The sequence below is a fragment of the Pseudomonas sp. 29 genome (assembly GCF_002754355.1).
Classification (GTDB): domain Bacteria; phylum Pseudomonadota; class Gammaproteobacteria; order Pseudomonadales; family Pseudomonadaceae; genus Aquipseudomonas; species Aquipseudomonas neuropathica.
In genome coordinates, this window is sequence record NZ_PEEY01000001.1 from 899,155 (window position 1) to 918,230 (window position 19,076).

Annotated in this window: 18 protein-coding genes; 12 read left to right on the forward strand and 6 right to left on the reverse strand. The window is 59.1% G+C overall.

All coding sequences use genetic code 11. The features are described from left to right. The first annotated feature begins 242 nt into the window (after window positions 1-242). On the forward strand, window positions 243-797 hold the full coding sequence (locus tag CLU80_RS04140) for an RNA polymerase factor sigma-70 (RefSeq protein WP_099756826.1): 555 nt from the start codon (window positions 243-245) through the stop codon (window positions 795-797). 134 nt (window positions 798-931) lie between these two features. On the opposite strand, the gene CLU80_RS04145 is transcribed toward CLU80_RS04140, so the two are convergent. The 3 genes from CLU80_RS04145 to CLU80_RS04155 form a co-directional block, all read right to left on the reverse strand. Next, window positions 932-1,945, reverse strand: a complete 1,014-nt coding sequence (locus tag CLU80_RS04145) for a GNAT family N-acetyltransferase (RefSeq protein ID WP_099756827.1) — start codon at window positions 1,943-1,945, stop codon at window positions 932-934. An 87-nt stretch (window positions 1,946-2,032) separates the two neighbouring features. After that, window positions 2,033-2,830 (reverse strand): substrate-binding periplasmic protein, encoded by a 798-nt coding sequence (locus CLU80_RS04150; protein WP_093435061.1) that lies wholly within the window; start codon window positions 2,828-2,830, stop codon window positions 2,033-2,035. Between the two features lie 92 nt (window positions 2,831-2,922). Next, window positions 2,923-3,546, reverse strand: a complete 624-nt coding sequence (locus CLU80_RS04155; protein ID WP_099756828.1) for a TetR/AcrR family transcriptional regulator — start codon at window positions 3,544-3,546, stop codon at window positions 2,923-2,925. A 184-nt stretch (window positions 3,547-3,730) separates the two neighbouring features. Here CLU80_RS04155 and CLU80_RS04160 point away from each other — a divergent pair, with 184 nt between their 5' ends. The 8 genes from CLU80_RS04160 to ppnP all read left to right on the forward strand — a co-directional run bounded on the left by CLU80_RS04160 (window position 3,731) and on the right by ppnP (window position 13,083). Continuing rightward, a complete protein-coding gene (locus CLU80_RS04160; protein WP_099756829.1) occupies window positions 3,731-5,515 on the forward strand; it encodes an acyclic terpene utilization AtuA family protein in 1,785 nt (594 codons plus the stop codon). Window positions 5,516-5,527: 12 nt separating this feature from the next. After that, on the forward strand, window positions 5,528-6,397 hold the full coding sequence (locus tag CLU80_RS04165; protein WP_099756830.1) for an SDR family oxidoreductase: 870 nt from the start codon (window positions 5,528-5,530) through the stop codon (window positions 6,395-6,397). Between the two features lie 3 nt (window positions 6,398-6,400). After that, window positions 6,401-8,017: a geranyl-CoA carboxylase subunit beta gene (gene atuC, locus CLU80_RS04170; RefSeq protein ID WP_099756831.1), complete on the forward strand. Its 1,617-nt coding sequence runs from the start codon at window positions 6,401-6,403 to the stop codon at window positions 8,015-8,017. A gap of 30 nt (window positions 8,018-8,047) precedes the next feature. Beyond that, complete coding sequence (gene atuD, locus CLU80_RS04175; protein ID WP_099756832.1) at window positions 8,048-9,205, forward strand: citronellyl-CoA dehydrogenase; 1,158 nt, start codon at window positions 8,048-8,050, stop codon at window positions 9,203-9,205. Continuing rightward, window positions 9,202-9,999: an enoyl-CoA hydratase/isomerase family protein gene (locus CLU80_RS04180; protein ID WP_099756833.1), complete on the forward strand. Its 798-nt coding sequence runs from the start codon at window positions 9,202-9,204 to the stop codon at window positions 9,997-9,999. Before atuD ends, CLU80_RS04180 begins: the two co-directional genes overlap by 4 nt. A 119-nt stretch (window positions 10,000-10,118) precedes the next feature. Further along, window positions 10,119-12,080 carry an acetyl/propionyl/methylcrotonyl-CoA carboxylase subunit alpha gene (locus CLU80_RS04185; protein ID WP_099756834.1) on the forward strand — a complete coding sequence of 654 codons (1,962 nt, stop codon included), beginning with the start codon at window positions 10,119-10,121 and terminating at the stop codon, window positions 12,078-12,080. Between the two features lie 70 nt (window positions 12,081-12,150). Continuing rightward, entirely contained in the window at window positions 12,151-12,693 is a 543-nt protein-coding gene (locus tag CLU80_RS04190; protein ID WP_099756835.1) for a 3'-5' exonuclease, read from the forward strand. Window positions 12,694-12,798: 105 nt separating this feature from the next. Then, on the forward strand, window positions 12,799-13,083 hold the full coding sequence (gene ppnP / locus CLU80_RS04195; RefSeq protein ID WP_003226701.1) for a pyrimidine/purine nucleoside phosphorylase: 285 nt from the start codon (window positions 12,799-12,801) through the stop codon (window positions 13,081-13,083). Between the two features lie 71 nt (window positions 13,084-13,154). On the opposite strand, the gene CLU80_RS04200 is transcribed toward ppnP, so the two are convergent. Continuing rightward, window positions 13,155-13,961 (reverse strand): MOSC domain-containing protein, encoded by an 807-nt coding sequence (locus CLU80_RS04200; protein ID WP_099756836.1) that lies wholly within the window; start codon window positions 13,959-13,961, stop codon window positions 13,155-13,157. A 167-nt stretch (window positions 13,962-14,128) separates the two neighbouring features. Continuing rightward, window positions 14,129-15,064, reverse strand: a complete 936-nt coding sequence (locus CLU80_RS04205; protein WP_064391361.1) for a chemotaxis protein CheV — start codon at window positions 15,062-15,064, stop codon at window positions 14,129-14,131. 454 nt (window positions 15,065-15,518) lie between these two features. Between CLU80_RS04205 and CLU80_RS04210 the strand changes: the two genes are divergently transcribed. The 3 genes from CLU80_RS04210 to CLU80_RS04220 all read left to right on the forward strand — a co-directional run bounded on the left by CLU80_RS04210 (window position 15,519) and on the right by CLU80_RS04220 (window position 18,023). Further along, window positions 15,519-15,986, forward strand: coding sequence for a hypothetical protein (locus CLU80_RS04210; protein ID WP_093435088.1), 468 nt, complete (start codon window positions 15,519-15,521; stop codon window positions 15,984-15,986). A 487-nt stretch (window positions 15,987-16,473) separates the two neighbouring features. Then, window positions 16,474-17,367, forward strand: coding sequence for a sensor histidine kinase (locus tag CLU80_RS04215; protein WP_093435091.1), 894 nt, complete (start codon window positions 16,474-16,476; stop codon window positions 17,365-17,367). After that, window positions 17,364-18,023: a response regulator gene (locus CLU80_RS04220; protein WP_093435094.1), complete on the forward strand. Its 660-nt coding sequence runs from the start codon at window positions 17,364-17,366 to the stop codon at window positions 18,021-18,023. Before CLU80_RS04215 ends, CLU80_RS04220 begins: the two co-directional genes overlap by 4 nt. Here the strand turns inward: CLU80_RS04220 and yegS are convergent. Further along, window positions 18,007-18,924: a lipid kinase YegS gene (gene yegS, locus CLU80_RS04225; protein ID WP_099756837.1), complete on the reverse strand. Its 918-nt coding sequence runs from the start codon at window positions 18,922-18,924 to the stop codon at window positions 18,007-18,009. The genes CLU80_RS04220 and yegS overlap by 17 nt on opposite strands. Window positions 18,925-19,076 lie beyond the last annotated feature (152 nt).

Genomic DNA, 19,076 nt, shown 5'->3' on the forward strand with positions numbered 1-19,076 from the left:
GCGCCCGGAACCATTCACCAATGAGAACGGATGACGTCTTGAAATAATTAGTCGGCGGGCAGGAGCGCCAATGCGGCCGGGGTGCGGCGGCGTGTCGCAGTTCTCAGAACGCACTTTTGTAGCGCATTACTTCTCTTTCTCAATTGACAATCATTATCATTCAACATAATTTGTCGCTCGATGTGTAGGACGCCCCTCCCCCAAGGCGCCCCACGAACCTATTTGGCAGCAAGGTGATTTCCATGACGGAACAAGTATCCACAAGCAAGTGCGATTCACCGCTACTTCATGCATTCGTCGACAATCGACTGATTCTGGTCAAGATTGCAGCCCGCATTACCGGCTGCCGTTCGCGCGCCGAAGATGTGGTGCAGGATGCGTTTTTCCGACTGCAATCGGCGCCACCGATCACGTCGTCGATCAAGGCTCAACTGAGCTATCTGTTCCAGATCGTGCGCAACCTCGCCATCGATCACTACCGCAAACAGGCGCTTGAGCAGAAGTACTCCGGCCCTGAAGAGGAAGGGCTGAATGTGGTCATCCAGGGTGCTTCGCCGGAAACCTCGCATATCAATTTCTCGACCCTGGAAAACATCGCCGACGCGCTGACCGAACTGCCCAGCCGCACGCGCTATGCGTTCGAGATGTACCGCCTGCACGGCGTGCCGCAAAAGGACATCGCCAAGGAACTGGGTGTTTCGCCAACCCTGGTCAACTTCATGATTCGTGATGCACTGGTGCACTGCCGCAAGGTGTCGGGCAGTCGGCGGGATGCGGTGATTGCGGGTCGTCGCTAGGATCTGAATTCGGCGTCAAGCCATTCGCGAGCAAGCTCGCTCCCACATTAGATCTGCGTATGCAGAAACCATGTGGGAGCGAGCTTGCTCGCGAAGACGGACTCAAAATCACAAAGATCCTGAGCCCGATCAGCTCACGCCAACCTGCACCGATCAAAAAATCGCTCACGCCCCAACATCATCAGCGCCGCGCGCTTGTGCGGGAAGTCGAACTCTTTCTCACAGTGAAAACACTGATTCTGCATATGGCCGATCATCTTCGCGTTGTCGGCCCGTGGCTCGGCGACCACCCGCTGAGTGCGCGGATCATCCAGAAACAGGTAATGCACCAGCGCCGATAACCAGCTCGCCACTTTATGCGGGCCACGGTGCTCTTCCTCGCCGACCAGCATGTGAATACCGCGATCGTAGTTGTCGGCATCGTAGAACGGCGCGATGCGATCTTCCTTGGCCCAGTAGGCTTCGAAATAGGCAAACGGCTGATCATCGAAACAGCCAATCAGCGTCAGCGTATGCGGGTCAGCATCGAGCTTGCTCAGGTATTCGCGGTGCTGCTCGAGGCTGCCCTCTTCCTGCCAGAAACTGGCGACGCGCGGGCTGTTCTGCCAGCGGTTGAAGCGCGCCAGGTCTGCTTCGATCTCTACAGTGCGCAGGGAAATCCACGCACCAAGGCGGGCATCGAAACGCCGATACACTTCACCGCGCGGTTTGACTGGCCGCAGCGGATGACGTTTACCTTGGCTGATGACCATTTGCTGCGGATAGCTGCCCGTCAGCGAAGTCCCAAGCCAAGGTTGCGGCAATTGCCAGAACAGCGTGCGCTCGCAGCGATATTCGCCAGCCACTTCGGTGCTCACCAGCAAGCCACTGAGCAACGCTTCGGTCGGTGGCTGATCGAGTTGCCAGGTCAATTGCCGGCACGCCGGATCCCGCGCGAACAGCCAGTAACAGGCTGCCCACAACGCCTGCCCGGGCGGCAACGCAAAACGCTCATCGATCTGGATCGGCCCCTTTACGTCTTGATCGAGGCGCAAGCGGATCAGCGGTTGTCCGTCCAGGCTCAGGCTCAGACGGCTTTCGCTGACATCAGCGATCAGTTGACTGCCCGCAGGCAAGGCCAGGGAAGTCAGGTCATTCAGATTGGACATGGGTCGGGCTCACGATAATCGTCGACAGTTCAACGATGGGACGTGATCCGGGAGGGAAAATTTAGGCTTTGCCCGCAAATCGCTGCCTCAGTGGTGAGGCACCGGCACTACGGCAATCTTGTACGGATCGAAAATCTTCAGCATTTCACCGTTGTCGCGCAAACCCTGCAACAACTTGCCAAACGCCGCGCCGGTGATCGGCGCGGTCGGACGAAGAATCGCGTAATGGTGATAGACCTGATCGATGCGCTGCGACACCAGCAACTCGTCGCGCACTTTTTCGTTACGCAGCAGGTAATCGAACAGATAGGAACGGGTCACCAAGGCAACATCGGCGCGCCCGCGCAGCACCATCAGCAGGTTGCTGTCGTGGGAATAGGTCAGCGTGGCGTTGTAATTCTGTGCGAGGTATTTCGGGTCAGCGTTGAAGTTGGCGAACTCGTAGTGATAACCGCTGAACAGAGCCAGGCGCTTGCCAGTGAGGTCGGCGAAATAATTCTGCTGCCGGCCATCTTCGCGTTGTGCGACGAAAATTTCCGCATCCTCAAGGCCCATGTCGACATCTGTGTGGGGAATTTCCTTCCAGCCCCAATCGGGATTCTCGAAAATTGCCATGTCGATCCGGCCCTGCTTGAAGTCACCGAAACGCCGGGGAATCGAGGTGGGCACGAGGACGAACTGATAGTCGCTTTGCAGGCGATTGAGGGCCTCGACCAATTGCGGCAGAAGGCCTGTGTCGGCACCGTTTTCCGGGCGAACGGTGTAAGGCGGAAAATGCGCCGCGCCGACCCGGACCAATTGCGCTGCCTGAGCGGGCAATACCCAAAATGCAGCCAGCGCTGCGAGCATCAAGCCCGCGGCCGTCCGAATTGGCAAAGACTTCAAAACACCCCACTCCCCGAAAAAATACCGATCAATGCATTCAAGCTAGGCGGTTTCGCCCAGTTAGCCAGTTTCCCGGCCGGATAGAAAGTGCTTCAACGCGCTTCGAGGACCAGAATCAGCGCCTCGTCGGCCAACTGATCGAGGCTCAAACTGCCGCCGGCACGGAACCAGGTGGTCGTCCAGGACAGTGCGCCAGTGAGGAAACGTCGGGTAATAAATACATCGCCACGGATAAATCCTGCGTCCTTGGCCTCACCCAGCACTTGCAGCCAGATGTCCTCGTAGACATCGCGCAGTGCCAGCACTTGGGTCTGGCCTTCTTCGGACAGCGAACGCCATTCGTAAACCAGCACTGCCATGGCTTCACCGCTGCCACCCATGATTGACTGCAGTTCGCAGCGAATCAGCGCCAGCACGCGTTCGCGCACATTGGCCGCATCGGCCAGAGCTGCCCGCATTAACGCGGTGTTGTAGCGGATGGTTTCCTCCATCACCGCCCGGAGGATTTCATCCTTGCTTTTGAAGTGATGAAAAATGCTTCCCGACTGGATGCCGACGGCGCCGGCCAGATCGCGCACCGTGGTACGTTCGTAGCCTTTGTTGCGGAACAGGTGAGCGGCCACTTGCAGCAATTTGCCGCGGGCGCTGTCGGGGTCGGTCAATTGGCCTTCATCAACCAAATCGCGCATGACCCTCAGGGCTTTTTGCTCGTCCACCCGTTCTCTCCTACAGTCGATCAGTCTGTTGCCCCCTGAAACCGCAGGGTTGCGCGCAATTTAAGCCGCCAGCGGCAACCAAGCAAGCGCTTGGGCAGAAGATAGTTTCAACTGTTTACAAACCAAGCGCTTGCTTGGTAGCCTCAGAGCACTTCTGTCGCAGGTTGCTGAGTCGGAGATAAAAATGCCCACCACCGTTCGCATCGGATGCGCCAGTGCATTCTGGGGAGATACGTCCACCGCCGCCGCGCAACTGGTGGAGGGCGGCAAGCTGGATTATCTGGTGTTCGATTACCTGGCCGAGATCACAATGTCGATCATGGCCGGGGCACGCATGAAGGACCCGCAGGCGGGGTTTGCCGGCGACTTCATCGACGTGCTGACACCGCTGCTGCCGCAACTGGCCGAGCAGAACATCCGCGTGATCAGCAATGCCGGCGGGATCAATCCGCAAGCCTGCGCCGCCGCCCTGCAAGCGGCCTGCGACAAGGCCGGCGTCGCACTGAAAATCGCCGTATTACTGGGCGATGATCTGCAACCACAGCTCAAACAGCTCAGCGGCATCACCGAAATGTTCAGCGGCGCCCCGCTGCCGCCAATGTGCGTGTCGACCAACGCCTACCTTGGCGCGCCGGGCATTGTCGAAGCGCTGCGCCTGGGGGCCGACATTGTCATCACTGGGCGCGTGGTCGACAGCGCGGTGGTCAGTGCGGCGCTGGTGCATGAATTCGACTGGTCATGGCACGACTACGACAAAATCGCCCAGGCTGCGCTCGCCGGGCACATCATCGAATGCGGCGCGCAATGCACCGGCGGCAATTTCACCGATTGGCGCGAAGTGCCGGATTACGAGCACATCGGCTTTCCGATCGTTGAAGTCAGCGCCGACAGCCAATTCATCGTCAGCAAGCCCGAAGGCAGCGGCGGACTGGTCACCCCGCTGACTGTCGGCGAACAGATGCTGTATGAAATCGGCGATCCACAGGCGTATCTGTTGCCTGATGTGGTCTGTGATTTCACTGGGGTCAGACTTCAGCAACAAGGCAAGAATGCCGTGCACGTCCACGGCGCCAAAGGCCTGCCACCGAGCGATAAATACAAGGTCAGCGCCACCTACCCGGACGGGTTTCGTTGCACCGCCAGTTGCCTGATCGCCGGTATCGATGCAGTGGAAAAAGCGCAGCGCGTCAGTCGGTCGATCATCGACAAGACTTCGCAAATGTTCACCCAGCGCGGCTGGGCGCCCTATAGCGAAATCAACATCGAACTGCTCGGCAGCGAAGCCACCTACGGCCCCCACGGCCAGCGCCGTGACAGCCGCGAAGTGGTGATCAAGCTCGCCGTGCGCCACCCGAGCAAACAGGCGCTGGTACTGTTCTCCCGGGAAATTGCCCAAGCCGCGACCGGCATGGCGCCGGGGCTGACCGGCATCATCGGCGGGCGGCCAACGGTGTATCCGCTGATTCGTCTGTTTTCATTCCTGATCGATAAAAGCGCCTGCACAGTACAGATCGACATGGCCGGTCAACGTTATCCATGCGCCCTGCCTTCGCTCAGCGCACTCGACAGCGCGGATTTGCCCCTGCCCCATCAGCCGCCCAAACCACAGGGCCGCGCCGATGCCAGTGTGGCGCTGGTGAAACTGGCCGTCGCGCGCTCCGGTGACAAGGGCAATCACAGCAACATTGGCGTGATGCCGCGCAAACCCGAATACCTGCCGTGGATCGCCGAAGCACTGACCCCGGCGGTGATCGTCGACTGGATGAGCCATGTACTCGATCCGATCCACGGCCGGGTCGAACGCTGGTATCTGCCTGGCACCCACAGCCTCAACTTTCTCCTGGAAAACGCCCTCGGCGGTGGCGGCGTGGCCAGTCTGCGCATCGATCCGCAAGGTAAAGCCTTCGCCCAGCAACTGTTGGAAATCCAGATCCCGGTGCCGCAGAGCATCGCCGAACAGCTCGACTAGAGGATTGTTTGCATGGCTTACGCGTCGATTTTCCACGCCGATCTGTTCAGCGACCAGACCATCATCGTCACCGGTGGCGGCAGTGGCATCGGTCGCTGCACCGCCCATGAACTGGCGGCCCTCGGCGCCAATGTACTGCTGGTCGGGCGCAAGCCGGAGAAACTGCAAAAGGTCACCGACGAAATCGCCGAGGACGGTGGCCGCGCGCACTGGAAGGCTTGCGACATCCGCGATGAAGAAGCGGTAAAACAGCTGGTCAGCGAATTGATTGCTGAACACGGACCGATCCACGGTCTGGTCAACAATGCCGGCGGCCAGTACCCGTCGCCCTTGGCCTCGATCAATCAGAAAGGTTTCGAAACCGTGCTGCGCACCAATCTGGTCGGCGGTTTTCTGATGGCGCGGGAAGTGTTCAACCAGTCGATGAGCAAACACGGCGGCAACATCGTCAACATGCTCGCCGACATGTGGGGCGGCATGCCCGGCATGGGTCACTCTGGCGCGGCGCGGTCGGGCATGGACAACTTCACCAAAACTGCCGCGTTCGAATGGGGTTATGCCGGCGTGCGGGTCAACGCGGTGGCGCCGGGCTGGATTGCCTCCAGCGGCATGGACACTTACGAAGGCGCATTCAAAGCGGTGATTCCGACCCTGCGTGAACATGTGCCGCTCAAGCGCATCGGCACCGAGTCGGAAGTCAGTGCGGCGATTGTTTTTTTGCTGAGCCCGGCCGCCGCATTTATCAGTGGCAGCACCTTGAAAATCGACGGCGCGGCCAGCCTCGGCAGCCGTGCATGGCCGTTGCACAAGGCGACCCACAGCGAGTCGTTCAACGGCTTTCACCGCGCCTATTTACCCGATGTGCTGAAGGACAAGGAGTAAGCCATGCCGCAGATCCAGTCCCGACTCGACCCGCACAGCGAAGCGTTTGCCCGCAACCGCTCGGCCATGCTCGCGGCGATCGAACATGTGCAGCAACTCGAACAGAGCCTGTTGAACAAGGCCACCGAAGCCAAAGCCAGGTTCGACAAGCGCGGGCAACTGCTGCCCCGTGAGCGCTTGAATCTGTTGCTCGATCCCGGCGCGCCGTTTCTCGAACTGGCCAGCCTCGCCGGCTACAAGTTGCACGACGACAAGGACGGCAGTTCCGCCGGTGGCGGACTGATCGCCGGTATCGGTTACGTCTGCGGCATTCGCGCGATGGTGGTGGCGAACAACAGCGCAATCAAGGGCGGGACGATCTCGCCCACTGGCCTGAAAAAATCCCTGCGCCTGCAACAGATCGCCCAGGAAAACAAACTCCCGGTGATCACCCTTGCCGAAAGTGGCGGCGCCAACCTCAATTACGCCGCCGAGATTTTTGTCGAAGGCGCGCGCAGTTTTGCCAATCAGGCGCGGATGTCGGCAATGGGTTTGCCGCAGATTACCGTGGTGCATGGTTCGGCCACGGCCGGTGGCGCCTATCAGCCGGGGCTGTCGGATTACGTGGTGGTGGTGCGCGGCAAGGCCAAGCTGTTTCTCGCCGGTCCGCCACTGCTGAAAGCGGCCACCGGCGAAGTCGCCACCGATGAAGAACTCGGTGGCGCCGAGATGCACGCACAGGTCGCCGGAACGGCTGAATACCTCGCTGAAAACGATGCCGATGGCGTGCATCAGGTCCGTGAAATCCTCCGTATGTTGCCGTGGAACGAGCAACTGCCGTGGTTGCCGGAGCCGCAATACAAAGAGCCGCTCTACCCCATCGATGAATTGCTCGGGCTGATCCCCGACGATCCGAAAAAACCTTACGACGTGCGCGAAATCATCGCGCGCATTGCCGACGAATCCTGCTTCGTCGAATTCAAGGGCGAGTTCGATCAGCAAACTGTTTGCGGCCAGTTGAAGATTCAGGGCCGCGCCTGCGGGTTCATCGGCAACAACGGCCCAATCACACCCAACGGCGCGAGCAAAGCGGCGCAGTTCATTCAGTTGTGCGATCAGAGCCAGACGCCGCTGCTGTTCTTTCACAACACCACCGGTTTCATGGTCGGCACCGAATCCGAGCAGCAAGGCGTGATCAAACACGGCTCGAAACTGATTCAAGCGGTAGCCAATGCACGGGTGCCTAAACTGACGATGGTCGTCGGCGGTTCCTACGGTGCCGGCAACTATGCGATGTGCGGACGCGGACTCGATCCGCGCTTCATCTTCGCCTGGCCGAACAGCCGCACGGCGGTGATGGGCGGTGCGCAGGCCGGCAAAGTCTTGCGCATCGTTACCGAAGCCAAGCAGTTGAAGGACGGCCTGACGCCAGACCCGAAAATGCTCGACATGCTCGAACAAGTCACCGCGCAGAAACTCGACAGCCAGTCCACCGCTCTCTATGGCAGCGCCAACCTGTGGGACGACGGGCTGATCGATCCCCGCGACACACGCACCCTGCTCGGCTACTTGCTGGACATCTGCCACGAGGCCGACATTCGCAAGCTGCAACCCAATAGCTTCGGCGTCAGCCGGTTCTGACCGCCACGGACCCTACGGAGAACAATAACAATGATCTTCACCCCGGAACACGAAGCCCTGCGCCGTACCGTCCGCCAATTTGTCGAGCACGAGATCAATCCGCACGTCGACGAATGGGAAAAAGCCGGACGCTTCCCGATCCACGAGATTTTCCGCCAGGCCGGCGACCTCGGTTTGCTGGGGATTTCCAAACCGGAAAAATTCGGCGGCATGGGCCTCGATTACAGCTATTCGATTGTCGCCGCCGAAGAGTTCGGCACCATTCATTGCGGCGGCATTCCGATGTCGATCGGCGTGCAGACCGACATGTGTACGCCTGCCCTCGCCCGTTTCGGCTCCGATGAATTGCGCGAAGAGTTCCTGCGCCCGGCGATCACTGGCGAGCAGGTTGGTTGCATCGGCGTCTCCGAAGTCGGTGCAGGCTCCGACGTCGCCGGGCTGAAAACCACCGCGCGCAAGGACGGCGACGACTATGTGATCAACGGCAGCAAGATGTGGATCACCAACTCGCCGAGCGCCGATTTCATCTGCCTGCTGGCCAACACCTCGGACGACAAACCACACATCAACAAATCGCTGATCATGGTGCCGATGAACACGCCGGGGATCAGCCTCAGCTCGCACCTGGACAAGCTCGGCATGCGCAGCTCGGAAACCGCCCAGGTGTTTTTCGACAACGTGCGCGTGCCACAGCGCAATCGCATCGGCCATGAAGGCGCCGGATTCATGATGCAGATGCTGCAGTTTCAGGAGGAACGTCTGTTCGGCGCGGCGAACATGATCAAGGGCCTGGAATATTGCGTCGACAGCACCATCGAGTACTGCAAGGAGCGCAAGACCTTCGGCAATCCGCTGATCGACAATCAGGTCATTCACTTCCGCCTCGCCGAATTGCAGACCGAAATCGAATGCCTGCGCGCGCTGGTCTATCAGGCCACCGAGCAATACGTGAAAGGCCAGGACGTCACGCGGCTGGCGTCGATGGCCAAGCTCAAGGCCGGGCGCCTCGGCCGCGAAGTCAGCGACAGCTGCCTGCAATATTGGGGCGGCATGGGTTTCATGTGGGACAACCCGGTGGCCCGCGCCTACCGCGATGTCCGGCTGGTATCGATTGGCGGCGGCGCCGACGAGATCATGCTGGGGATTATCTGCAAACTGATGGGCATCCTCCCGGGGAAAAAGAAATGAGCAGCCTGCCGCAATGCCAGACGCTGTTGCTGGAGCTGCATGGCGGCGTGCTGCACGTCACCCTTAATCGGCCGGACAGTCGTAATGCGATGAGCCTGCAGATGGTCAGCGAACTGCGCACGGTGCTGGCGGCTGTGCGTGATGACCGCGCTGTTCGGGCGTTGGTGCTCAGCGGTGCCGGCGGGCATTTTTGTGCCGGCGGCGATATCAAGGACATGGCCAACGCCCGCGCTCAGGGCACCGAGGCTTATCGCGTTTTGAACCGGGCGTTCGGCGCCCTGCTGGAAGAAGCCCAGCACACGCCGCAAGTGCTGATCACCGTGCTGCAAGGCGCGGTGCTCGGCGGTGGTTTCGGTCTGGCCTGTGTCAGCGACATCGCGATTGCCGCCCATCAGGCGCAATTCGGTTTACCGGAAACCAGCCTCGGCTTGCTGCCGGCACAGATTGCGCCGTTTGTGGTGCAGCGCATCGGCCTCACCGAAACCCGTCGACTGGCACTGACCGCCGCACGTTTCGATGGGCACCAGGCACGCCGTCTGGGGCTGGTGCATTTCGTCGAAGAGGATTCGCAGGCCTTGGCTGAGCGGCTGGATGAGGTGTTGCAACATGTGCTGTGTTGCGCGCCGGAGGCGAATGCCATGACCAAGAAATTGTTGTTGGCGAGTGCCGGGCAGCCTTCAAGTGAATTGCTCGATGAGGCGGCGCAGTGGTTTAGCGAAGCAGTGACTGGCGCCGAAGGTGTGGAGGGAACCATGGCATTCATGCAGAAACGCAAACCTCGGTGGGCCTCTTAAAAGCTTCGCGAGCAAGCTCGCTCCCACATTGGATTTGTATCGTTCATAAATCCCCTGTGGGAGCGAGCTTGCTCGCGAAGAGGCCAGCACCTGCGACGCAACTTCTGAGGAAATAGCCCATGCCCGCCATCCACAAAATCCTGATCGCCAACCGCGGTGAAATCGCCTGCCGCATCCAGCGCACCGCCCAAGCCTTGGGCTATCGCACCGTCGCCGTCTTCAGCGATGCAGACGCCGATGCCCTGCACGTTCAGATGGCTGACCAAGCCGTTCGCATTGGTCCGTCCCCCGTTCAACAGTCATACCTCAACATCCCTGCGATCCTCGACGCCGCTCGCCGCAGCGGCGCTGACGCGATCCATCCCGGCTACGGCTTTCTTTCGGAAAACGCCGAATTCGCCCGCGCCTGCGAAAAGGCCGGGCTGATCTTCATCGGCCCCAGCGTCGAAGCCATCGAATTGATGGGCAGCAAACGCCAGTCAAAAATCGCCATGCTCGAAGCGGGTGTGCCGTGCATCGCCGGTTATCAAGGCGCCGAACAGGACGACGCCACCCTGCTGCGTGAAGCCGAGCGAATCGGCTACCCATTGATGATCAAGGCCAGTGCCGGCGGTGGTGGGCGCGGCATGCGTCTGCTGCAAAATGCGGCTGATCTGCCGGCGCAACTGCGCACCGCGCGCTCCGAAGCATTGAACGCGTTCGGCAGCGACGAACTGATCCTCGAACAGGCGCTGATCGAACCGCGGCATGTCGAAGTGCAGCTGTTCGGCGATCAGCACGGCAACCTGATCTACCTGGGCGAACGTGACTGTTCAATCCAGCGTCGCCACCAGAAAGTCATCGAAGAAGCGCCCTGCCCGGTGATGACCGCCGAGTTGCGTCAGGCCATGGGTGAAGCGGCATTGAAAGCCGGGCGCGCAGTGAACTATGTCGGCGCCGGCACCGTTGAGTTTCTGCTCGACACACGCGGCCAGTTCTACTTTCTGGAGATGAATACGCGTCTGCAAGTCGAGCACCCGGTAACAGAACTGATTACCGGGCTGGATCTGGTCGCATGGCAATTGCTCGTTGCCGAAGGGCAGCCGTTGCCGCTGACCCAGGATCAGGTTCAGCTCAACGGACATGCCATGGAGGTGCGGCTTTACGCCGAAGATCCCGCGCAAGACTTCCTGCCACAAACAGGCCGAGTGCAAGCCTGGGAACCGGCGCTGCAGCACGGTACGCGAATCGACCATGGTTTGCTTGAAGGGCAATCGGTCAGCCCGTTCTACGACCCGATGCTCGGTAAGCTGATCGCCTGGGGTGCGACTCGCGAGGAAGCCCGACGCAAACTGTTGCGCGCGGTACAGGACACGGTGCTATTGGGTGTACAGAGTAATCAGCGCCTGCTCGCCAGTCTGTTGCAACACCCGCAGTTCATCAGCGGCGACTTCAGTACTGCCTTCATCGCCCGGCACTTCAGTGATCACCCTTGCCTGCACCGCTCCATTCCGGATGCCGAGCAGCTGGCGATCGCAACGGTACTTTTCTATCAAACCAGCGCCCGCAGCCACCGCGCACCACTTAACGGCTGGCGCAACAACGCGAATGTGCCGCTGCATTATCGCCTCGGCCTCGACGATCAGACCTGGACCGTGCAACTGCTCGCTGAGGCACAAGGCGTGTTCAAAGTGCAGATAGCCGACCGCACGCTTGAATTGAAACTTATCGACCACGATGCCCAGTCGGTCACGCTGGAAGTTGACGGTCTTCGTCAGCGCCACACCTACCGCCTGAATGACGAGCAACTCTGGTTGTTCTGCCATCCCGGCAGTCTGCACCTTGAGGATCGAACTCACGCCGTGATCGACAGTCAGACCAGCGTCAGCTCCGGCACCCTGAAAGCACCCATGGACGGTGCCATCGTCGACGTACTGGTCAGCGAAGGCAGTCCGGTCAGTAAAGGTCAGTTGCTGGTGGTGCTGGAGGCAATGAAAATGGAGCACCCGCTCAAGGCCGGTATCGACGGCGTGCTCAAGCGGGTGCAGGTCAAGGTCGGCGATCAGGTAAAAAATCGTCAGGTTCTGTTGCAGGTCGAGTAGTCAGCCACACGCCCGTGCGGGTTTTGACTACGCTCTGAGTTATCAGAACGCGGAAATCAGGAACCCTGCGATGCCTCACTGGCTGGTCATAGATCTGGAAGCCACCACCGATGAGGGTGGCTGGCCAGTCACCGAAATGGAAATTATCGAGATCGGCGCCACCCTGGTCGATCGCGCCGGACGCGAGCAGGATCACTTCCAGCGTTTCGTCAAACCGACGCGACGGCCGTTGCTCACGCCTTTTTGTCGTGAACTCACGCACATCACTCAGGCCAATATCGACTCGGCGCAGCCGTTGACTGAAGTCTGGCCGGCGTTCGAACGCTGGCTCGCGCAACATCAGACACGCCTTGAAGGCTGGGCCAGTTGGGGCGATTACGACCGCAAGCAGTTGTTGCAGGAATGGCAGCGTCTGCAAATCGACAGTGGCTTGAGCAAAGTGTCGCACATGAATCTCAAACAACGCTTCGCCAAGGCCCGCCGCCTGGAGCGTCCATTAGGCCTCAACGGTGCGCTGCAATTGGCCGGCATGCAGTTCAGCGGCCAGCAGCATCGGGCACTGGAAGATGCGCGCAACACCGCGCGGTTGTTGCCACTGGTGTTGCCACTCTAGGGTCAATTCGAGAACTCACCGGAAAGACGCCGGGCAGGTGACGGCGCGAAAAGCCTTGTGCATACTGGCCGCCTCCAATTTCTAACCCTTTTCGAGGAATCGCCCATGTTTAAAGTCAACGAGTACTTCGACGGCACCGTCAAGTCGATCGCCTTTGGCACCGCTGAAGGTCCGGCGACCATCGGCGTCATGGCCCCGGGCGAATACGAATTCGGCACCGCTCAGCGTGAAATCATGCATGTGGTTTCCGGCGCACTGACCGTCAAACTGCCCGACAGCAGCGACTGGGAAACCTTCGCCGCCGGCAGCCAGTTCAACGTCCCGGCCAACAGCAAGTTCCAGCTGAAAGTTGCGGTCGACACCGCTTACCTGTGCGAGTACCGCGGCTAAACCCACGGCTTTCACTGCGATAAAAAAATGCCCGTGTCCAAGGACACGGGCATTTTCGTTTCAGAGACGGATTATTCGAGAATCTCCACCGGCATGCCGACTTCGAGTCGGCCATTGTTGTCGTTGACCAGATTCTGGCCGAACATCGCACCATCGGCTTCGGCGCGGTATTTCTGCAAGGTGGCCAGAGGTTCGCGGTCGGCACTGCGCTCACCGGTTTGCGGGTCGATGGTGGTGAGGATACAACGCGAACACGGCTTGACCACGCGGAATTCAACATCGCCAATGCGAATGCGCTTCCAACTGTCTTCGGCATAAGCCTCACTGCCTTCGATCACCAGGTTCGGCCGAAAACGCAGCATTTCCAATGGTCGTCCGACCTGTTGCGAAAGGTCCTGCAAAGAGGCCGCGCCGATCAACAACAGCGGAAATCCATCAGCGAACGCGACCTGATCGTCATCCTTGCCGAAGCCTGCCTGGGTGGTCCGGGCGCGATCCAGCGGCACCTGCACCAGACGGGTCGGTTTGCCGATAAAATCGCTGACCCAACGGCCTGCCTCATCACCGGCATCCGGCACACGCAAGGTATCGCGCCAGATCGTCACGCCGCGCAGTTCCGCATCGTTGCCCGGCAAGGCGATGTCGATCGAGGACTGTTTCGGGGCACTCAGGGTCAGACCGCCCTGCGCGTTCCACACGGCCGACAACTGGCTCATCTTCGCTTCGGCGCGCTGGGTCAGGAAGCGGCCGCTCGCTTCGTCCACGAGCATCCAGCGTCGGTCGCCATCAAGCCCCAGCTTGTCGAGGTCGACGCTTTGCAGCACATCGACTTTGCCGGATTTCAACGGGTAACGATAAAGCGCGCTCAGACGCAGCATGGCCAGCTCCCTGGAGGGTAAAAACGCCACCCTATACGAGCTTGATCAGGAATCAAAGAGCAATAACTGCAGGAGTGAGCCTGCTCGCGATAGCGGTGTGCCAGGTAATGATTCGGGGCTGACAAACCGTTATCGCGAGCAGGCTCACTCCTGCAATGGGTGTGTGATCAGGCCGGAACTTCGTCGAGCATCAGACGCTGGCGAACGACGTCGACCAGTTTGTCCGGCTGGAATTTGGAGAGGAAGTTGTCGCAGCCGACCTTCTTCACCATCGAGTCGTTGAAGCTACCGGACAGCGAGGTATGCAGCACCACGTACAAACCACGCAGACGCGGATCGTTACGAATTTCGGTAGTCAGCCGATAACCGTCCATCTCCGGCATTTCCGCATCGGTAAAGATCATCAGCAGCTTGTCGGTCATGTTCACGCCGGTATCGGCCCAGGCCTTGAGCATGTTCAGCGCCTTCAGGCCATCGCTGGCAATGTGCATTTTTACCCCGAGCTGGCCGAGGGTGTCGCGCAATTGCGAAAGCGCGACGTTGGAGTCGTCGACGAGCAGCACTTCACGGCCACGGGCGCGCTCGAGCACCGGATCATCGAGTTTTTCACGCGAGACCTTGGCGTTGTACGGAACGATTTCGGCGAGGACTTTCTCGACGTCGATGATTTCCACCAGTTGATCGTCGACCTTGCTGATCGCGGTCAGATAGTGCTGACGCCCGGCGCTGGTCGGCGGCGGCAGAATGGCTTCCCAGTTCATGTTGACGATGCGATCCACACCGCCCACCAGGAAGGCCTGCACCGAGCGGTTGTATTCGGTGACGATGATCGTGCTGTTCGGCCCCGGCACCAACGGACGCATACCGATCGCTTGCGACAGGTCAATGACCGGCAAGGTCTGACCGCGCAGATTGACCACTCCGCACACAAACGGATGACGCTGCGGCATCAAGGTCAGCTTCGGCAGTTGCAGCACTTCCTGAACCTTGAACACGTTGATTGCGAACAACTGCCGCCCGGCCAGTCGAAACATGAGAATTTCCAGGCGATTCTCACCCACCAGTTGCGTGCGTTGGTCTACCGTGTCGAGAATGCCGGCCATCAATGACTCCTGGGCTTGTTCTGATGAATTCACTATGTGAGGTTATCGGCGGCAAATCGCAGTTCTTGATTGCCATACCCGACCCCATCAAAAATGCCATGAACAGGCATTGATGTCACATTAACATCATGGTTTACTGGCCCGGTGATTTTCATCTGCTACATTCTCTGCGGCGCGACCTCGGTTTGCACGGTAGGTTCCCGCGTCTAAGGGATTCCCCTAGTAACAATCAGGCCCAACCTGATATTCGCAATATCCAATAGCCATTAATGTGACGCCATTCTCATTGCATGAACGGAGTCAGGCTATTGTGTGCGATCGCAGTTCAGTGGAAACAAGCCCTCTGGAACCTCTCAGTCTGTGCACTTGCACGTCTGGGCGCGATCTCCCGACGATTCACGATCGTCGCCACACACGGCATTCCCTCATCAGACATGACGTTGTGGAGATAAGCATGCCAATGGACCGCAAAGAGTGGGTACAACGCTTCCCCGAATTCCTTGTCGAGGCCGAGCAACTCCTGGCCAAGTCCGAAGAATGCCTCAGCCATCTGCAATTGATCAGCAATGACAAGGACGCCATCGAGTGCATGCTCGGTACTCTGCTGAAACTCGCACGCAGGGCTGAAGCCCTGGCGCTGGAGGCAATTTCCGAGTTTTCCCTGCACATTTACAGTCTGCTCAACCTCAATCAGGATCACGTCGACCTTCACGAACAGGCCCTGCAAGCCTTGCAGGATTGCTTCACATTGATGGCCTGGCAGCTTGAACTGGTCGATCAGCAGACAGGGCAACTGAGTCTGGATGAAAGTGAGCAGGCTTCGCTGCTCGAAGCATTCGCCTTCCAGGTCAACCAAAGCCGCCATCAACCGCCCCGGACGGGCAAACGTTTGCCCCAACTGCCCTACTCGGGACAAGCCTGACCCGCACTCGGTACCCGCGCAAGCACTTGGTACACAAGCGTTGAATGTCGCAATTGAATAGTTCATACCTGCCAGCGACAAGTCGAACTAAATAATCACTGAAAGCCGACGCCGATATTTTTTGCCGGCCTCAGGGTTTACCTGTGTGCAAACAAGCACAACTTCAGGCAACACTGACATCTATCGAACACAACAAATCGACTTTTCCATTATGGAACTTGCGTCCAATATCACGTATTTCCTGACTCAATGGACATATATAGCAAACGCGACCAACGGTATCTTAAGTGGTATTATGCCGCCCATTAGTTGCTTTCAAATTAGTGGCACAGTGATCTCAGAGATCGCTATCCACTGATAATTGGGCGGCCAATACGTTTACTGAACCGCGTTGAAATCAATAACATAATTGATAGCATTTTCAGACAGAGACCCGTCAGCCTCCGGCCGGTCTGCCCGCAGCGAACATCCATTGGCTCCATCCGTTATGTACGCCAGCCTCAAGTCAATCACTACATGGCCACCCTCCCGCGAAAATGCTCGCCGGTTCACACTCATACTGTGTGTCGCGGCCACGCTCGGCAGTTTGCTGACCTACGCTCTTTCAACACCACTTTGCCTGGGATTGCTGCTGCTCGATATCGCTGCTACTGCGTGCGTCTGGGTGCAATATCGACTGTCACGCAAATCGATCAAGTTTCAGCCGCAGGAACTCGCTGACCGCTTGCTGGAAGTCCAGGAAAACGAGCGTCATCGCCTCAGCCGCGAACTGCACGACGATATCGGCCAACTGCTGACGGCCGCCAAACTGCAAAGCGAATGGCTCAAGCGGCGCATGCCCGACGACTTGCAGGAACAATGCACCGCGCTGTGCGACACCCTGGAAGAAACCCTCAACAAGGTGCGCGACGTTTCAGCCATTCTCAACCCGCGCCAGTTGACCAGCCTGGGACTTGAAGCCAGCCTGCGTGCGCACCTGCTCAAGACATTGGCCAACACTAACGTGCACTGGAGCCTCGATTGCCAGCAGCGGCTCAATGGCATTCCGGAAGAAATGGCAGTCGCCGCCTTTCGTATTACCCAAGAGGCTGTTACCAATATCCTGCGTCATGCCCAGGCAAAAAATCTGGTGATACGCGTGCAACGTCTGCCCAAAGGTCTGACGTTGCTGATCAGCGATGACGGCCTGGGATTCGCCCCGGCGGCCAACCCCGGTCGTGAAGGACAACGAGGCATGGCCGGGATGGCCGAACGAATCGAGCAACTGGGTGGCACCCTGAACGTCATCAGCGAACCGGGCAAAGGCACTCAAATCGAAGCACTCTTCCCGTGGGCGCCACGCGCACTCGAGCGGGCCAGTACGAATAAGGTTATGCGTTGACTTGCAACTTACTTCTGGTGGATGACCACTCGCTGATCAGGGCCGGCGTGCGCGCTCTGGTACTGGATATTCCCGGTTACGCGGTGATTGGCGAGGCCAATGACGGTTCGCAGCTGCTCGAAATGGTCGAGCAACTGAATCCGGATATCGTGTTGCTGGATATCTCCATGAAAGAAACCGGTGGCCTGGAAGCCCTGCAACGGCTCAAGCGGGTACGCCCGCAGAGCAAGGTGTTGATCCTGTCGATGCACACCGATCCGGCGCTGATCATGCAGGCGCTGGAATCCGGCGCCCACGGCTACCTGCTCAAGGACACCACAGCGACAGAGCTTGAGCATGCACTGGAAGCCTTGCGCAACAACGAGCGCTACCTGAGCCCGGCCATCGCCCATACCGTGATCAATCAGGCCCTGACCCGTAATCAGAAGCAGCAGCCGGAGGCAGCCGACTCGCACAATCTGACCGCGCGCCAACTGGAAATCCTGCGCTTGATCGTGCGCGGAAAATCCACCCGGGAAATCGCCAATGGCCTGGGCCTGAGCATCAAGACTGTCGAGACCCACCGTTCACAGATCATGAAGCGTCTGCAAATCTACGACGTGGCGGGTCTGGTGCTGTTCGCCGTGCGTGAGCAGATCATCAGCCTGGACGACTGATCAGCCCGGCGCTGCTCAACAAGGGAGAATGTTCCGGCAAATGCACGCGCAACGCCGCCGGACGCGCCTCGAACCGCATGCTGTCACCTTCGAGCGGTTCGCCATCAAGATTGATGCACAGCCCCTCGGCGACCTTGATTTCGACCCATGGCAAACGGGTGCGAACAAACATGTTGTCGATCCCGAAACCATCGCTGAGCAGCGTCTTCAAAGTGCCCACCAACTCCTGTGGTGCCGGCAGAATACTGATATCCAGCAAGCCATCATCGGCCAGCGCCTCCGGGCACAACACGTGTCCACCGCCGGCCTGTCGGCCATTGCCGATACCCAGTGCCAACAGCTCGCCACGCCAGTGAAAATCCGGCCCCTGAAGTTCGCCGTAAGCGGCATGCAGCTCGCTGAATCGTGACAAGCCAGTGAACAGATAAGCAGCACCGCCAAGTACTTTTTTCAGGTCCTCGGAGGTATTGGCCGTGACCTGGCTGCCGAAACCACCGGTGGCCATGTTGAGAAAAATCTGCCCGCCCACTTCACCCAGATCGATGGCGCGCGGTGGCACATCGAGCAGCTCAAGGGCTTCGGCAGGCTCCAGTGGTACGCCGGCGGCACGGGAAAAATCGTTGGCAGTGCCCAAAGGCAGGAGTACGAGGCTGGCTTTGCCAGGATGCGCGGCGAGCGCTTCGGCGATATCGCGCAAGGTGCCATCGCCGCCCCCGGCAATGATTTTCGTGTAGCCATCGGCCAAGGCTTGTTCTACCCAGCGCTGTGCGTCCCCTGCCTCCCAAGTCAGACGCACGGCCAGCTCCCAGCCTTGCTTGCGCTTGTCCTCGACAGCGGTGCGTACCGCCTCGTTGAGTGCCTGCTTGCCATGCAGAATCAACAGCGCCCGGCGTTCACTCATAACATCACTCCCAAATCGATCGGTTAAGACATCTTGACCACTGGCGCACGCAAAAAAGCCGTCATACCCGTAATTAATTCAGCCTCCTGGCGCCAGACGTCCTACACAGCGGTACCTTTTCTTACAAAACATGCGGAATCGGCTTAATTGAC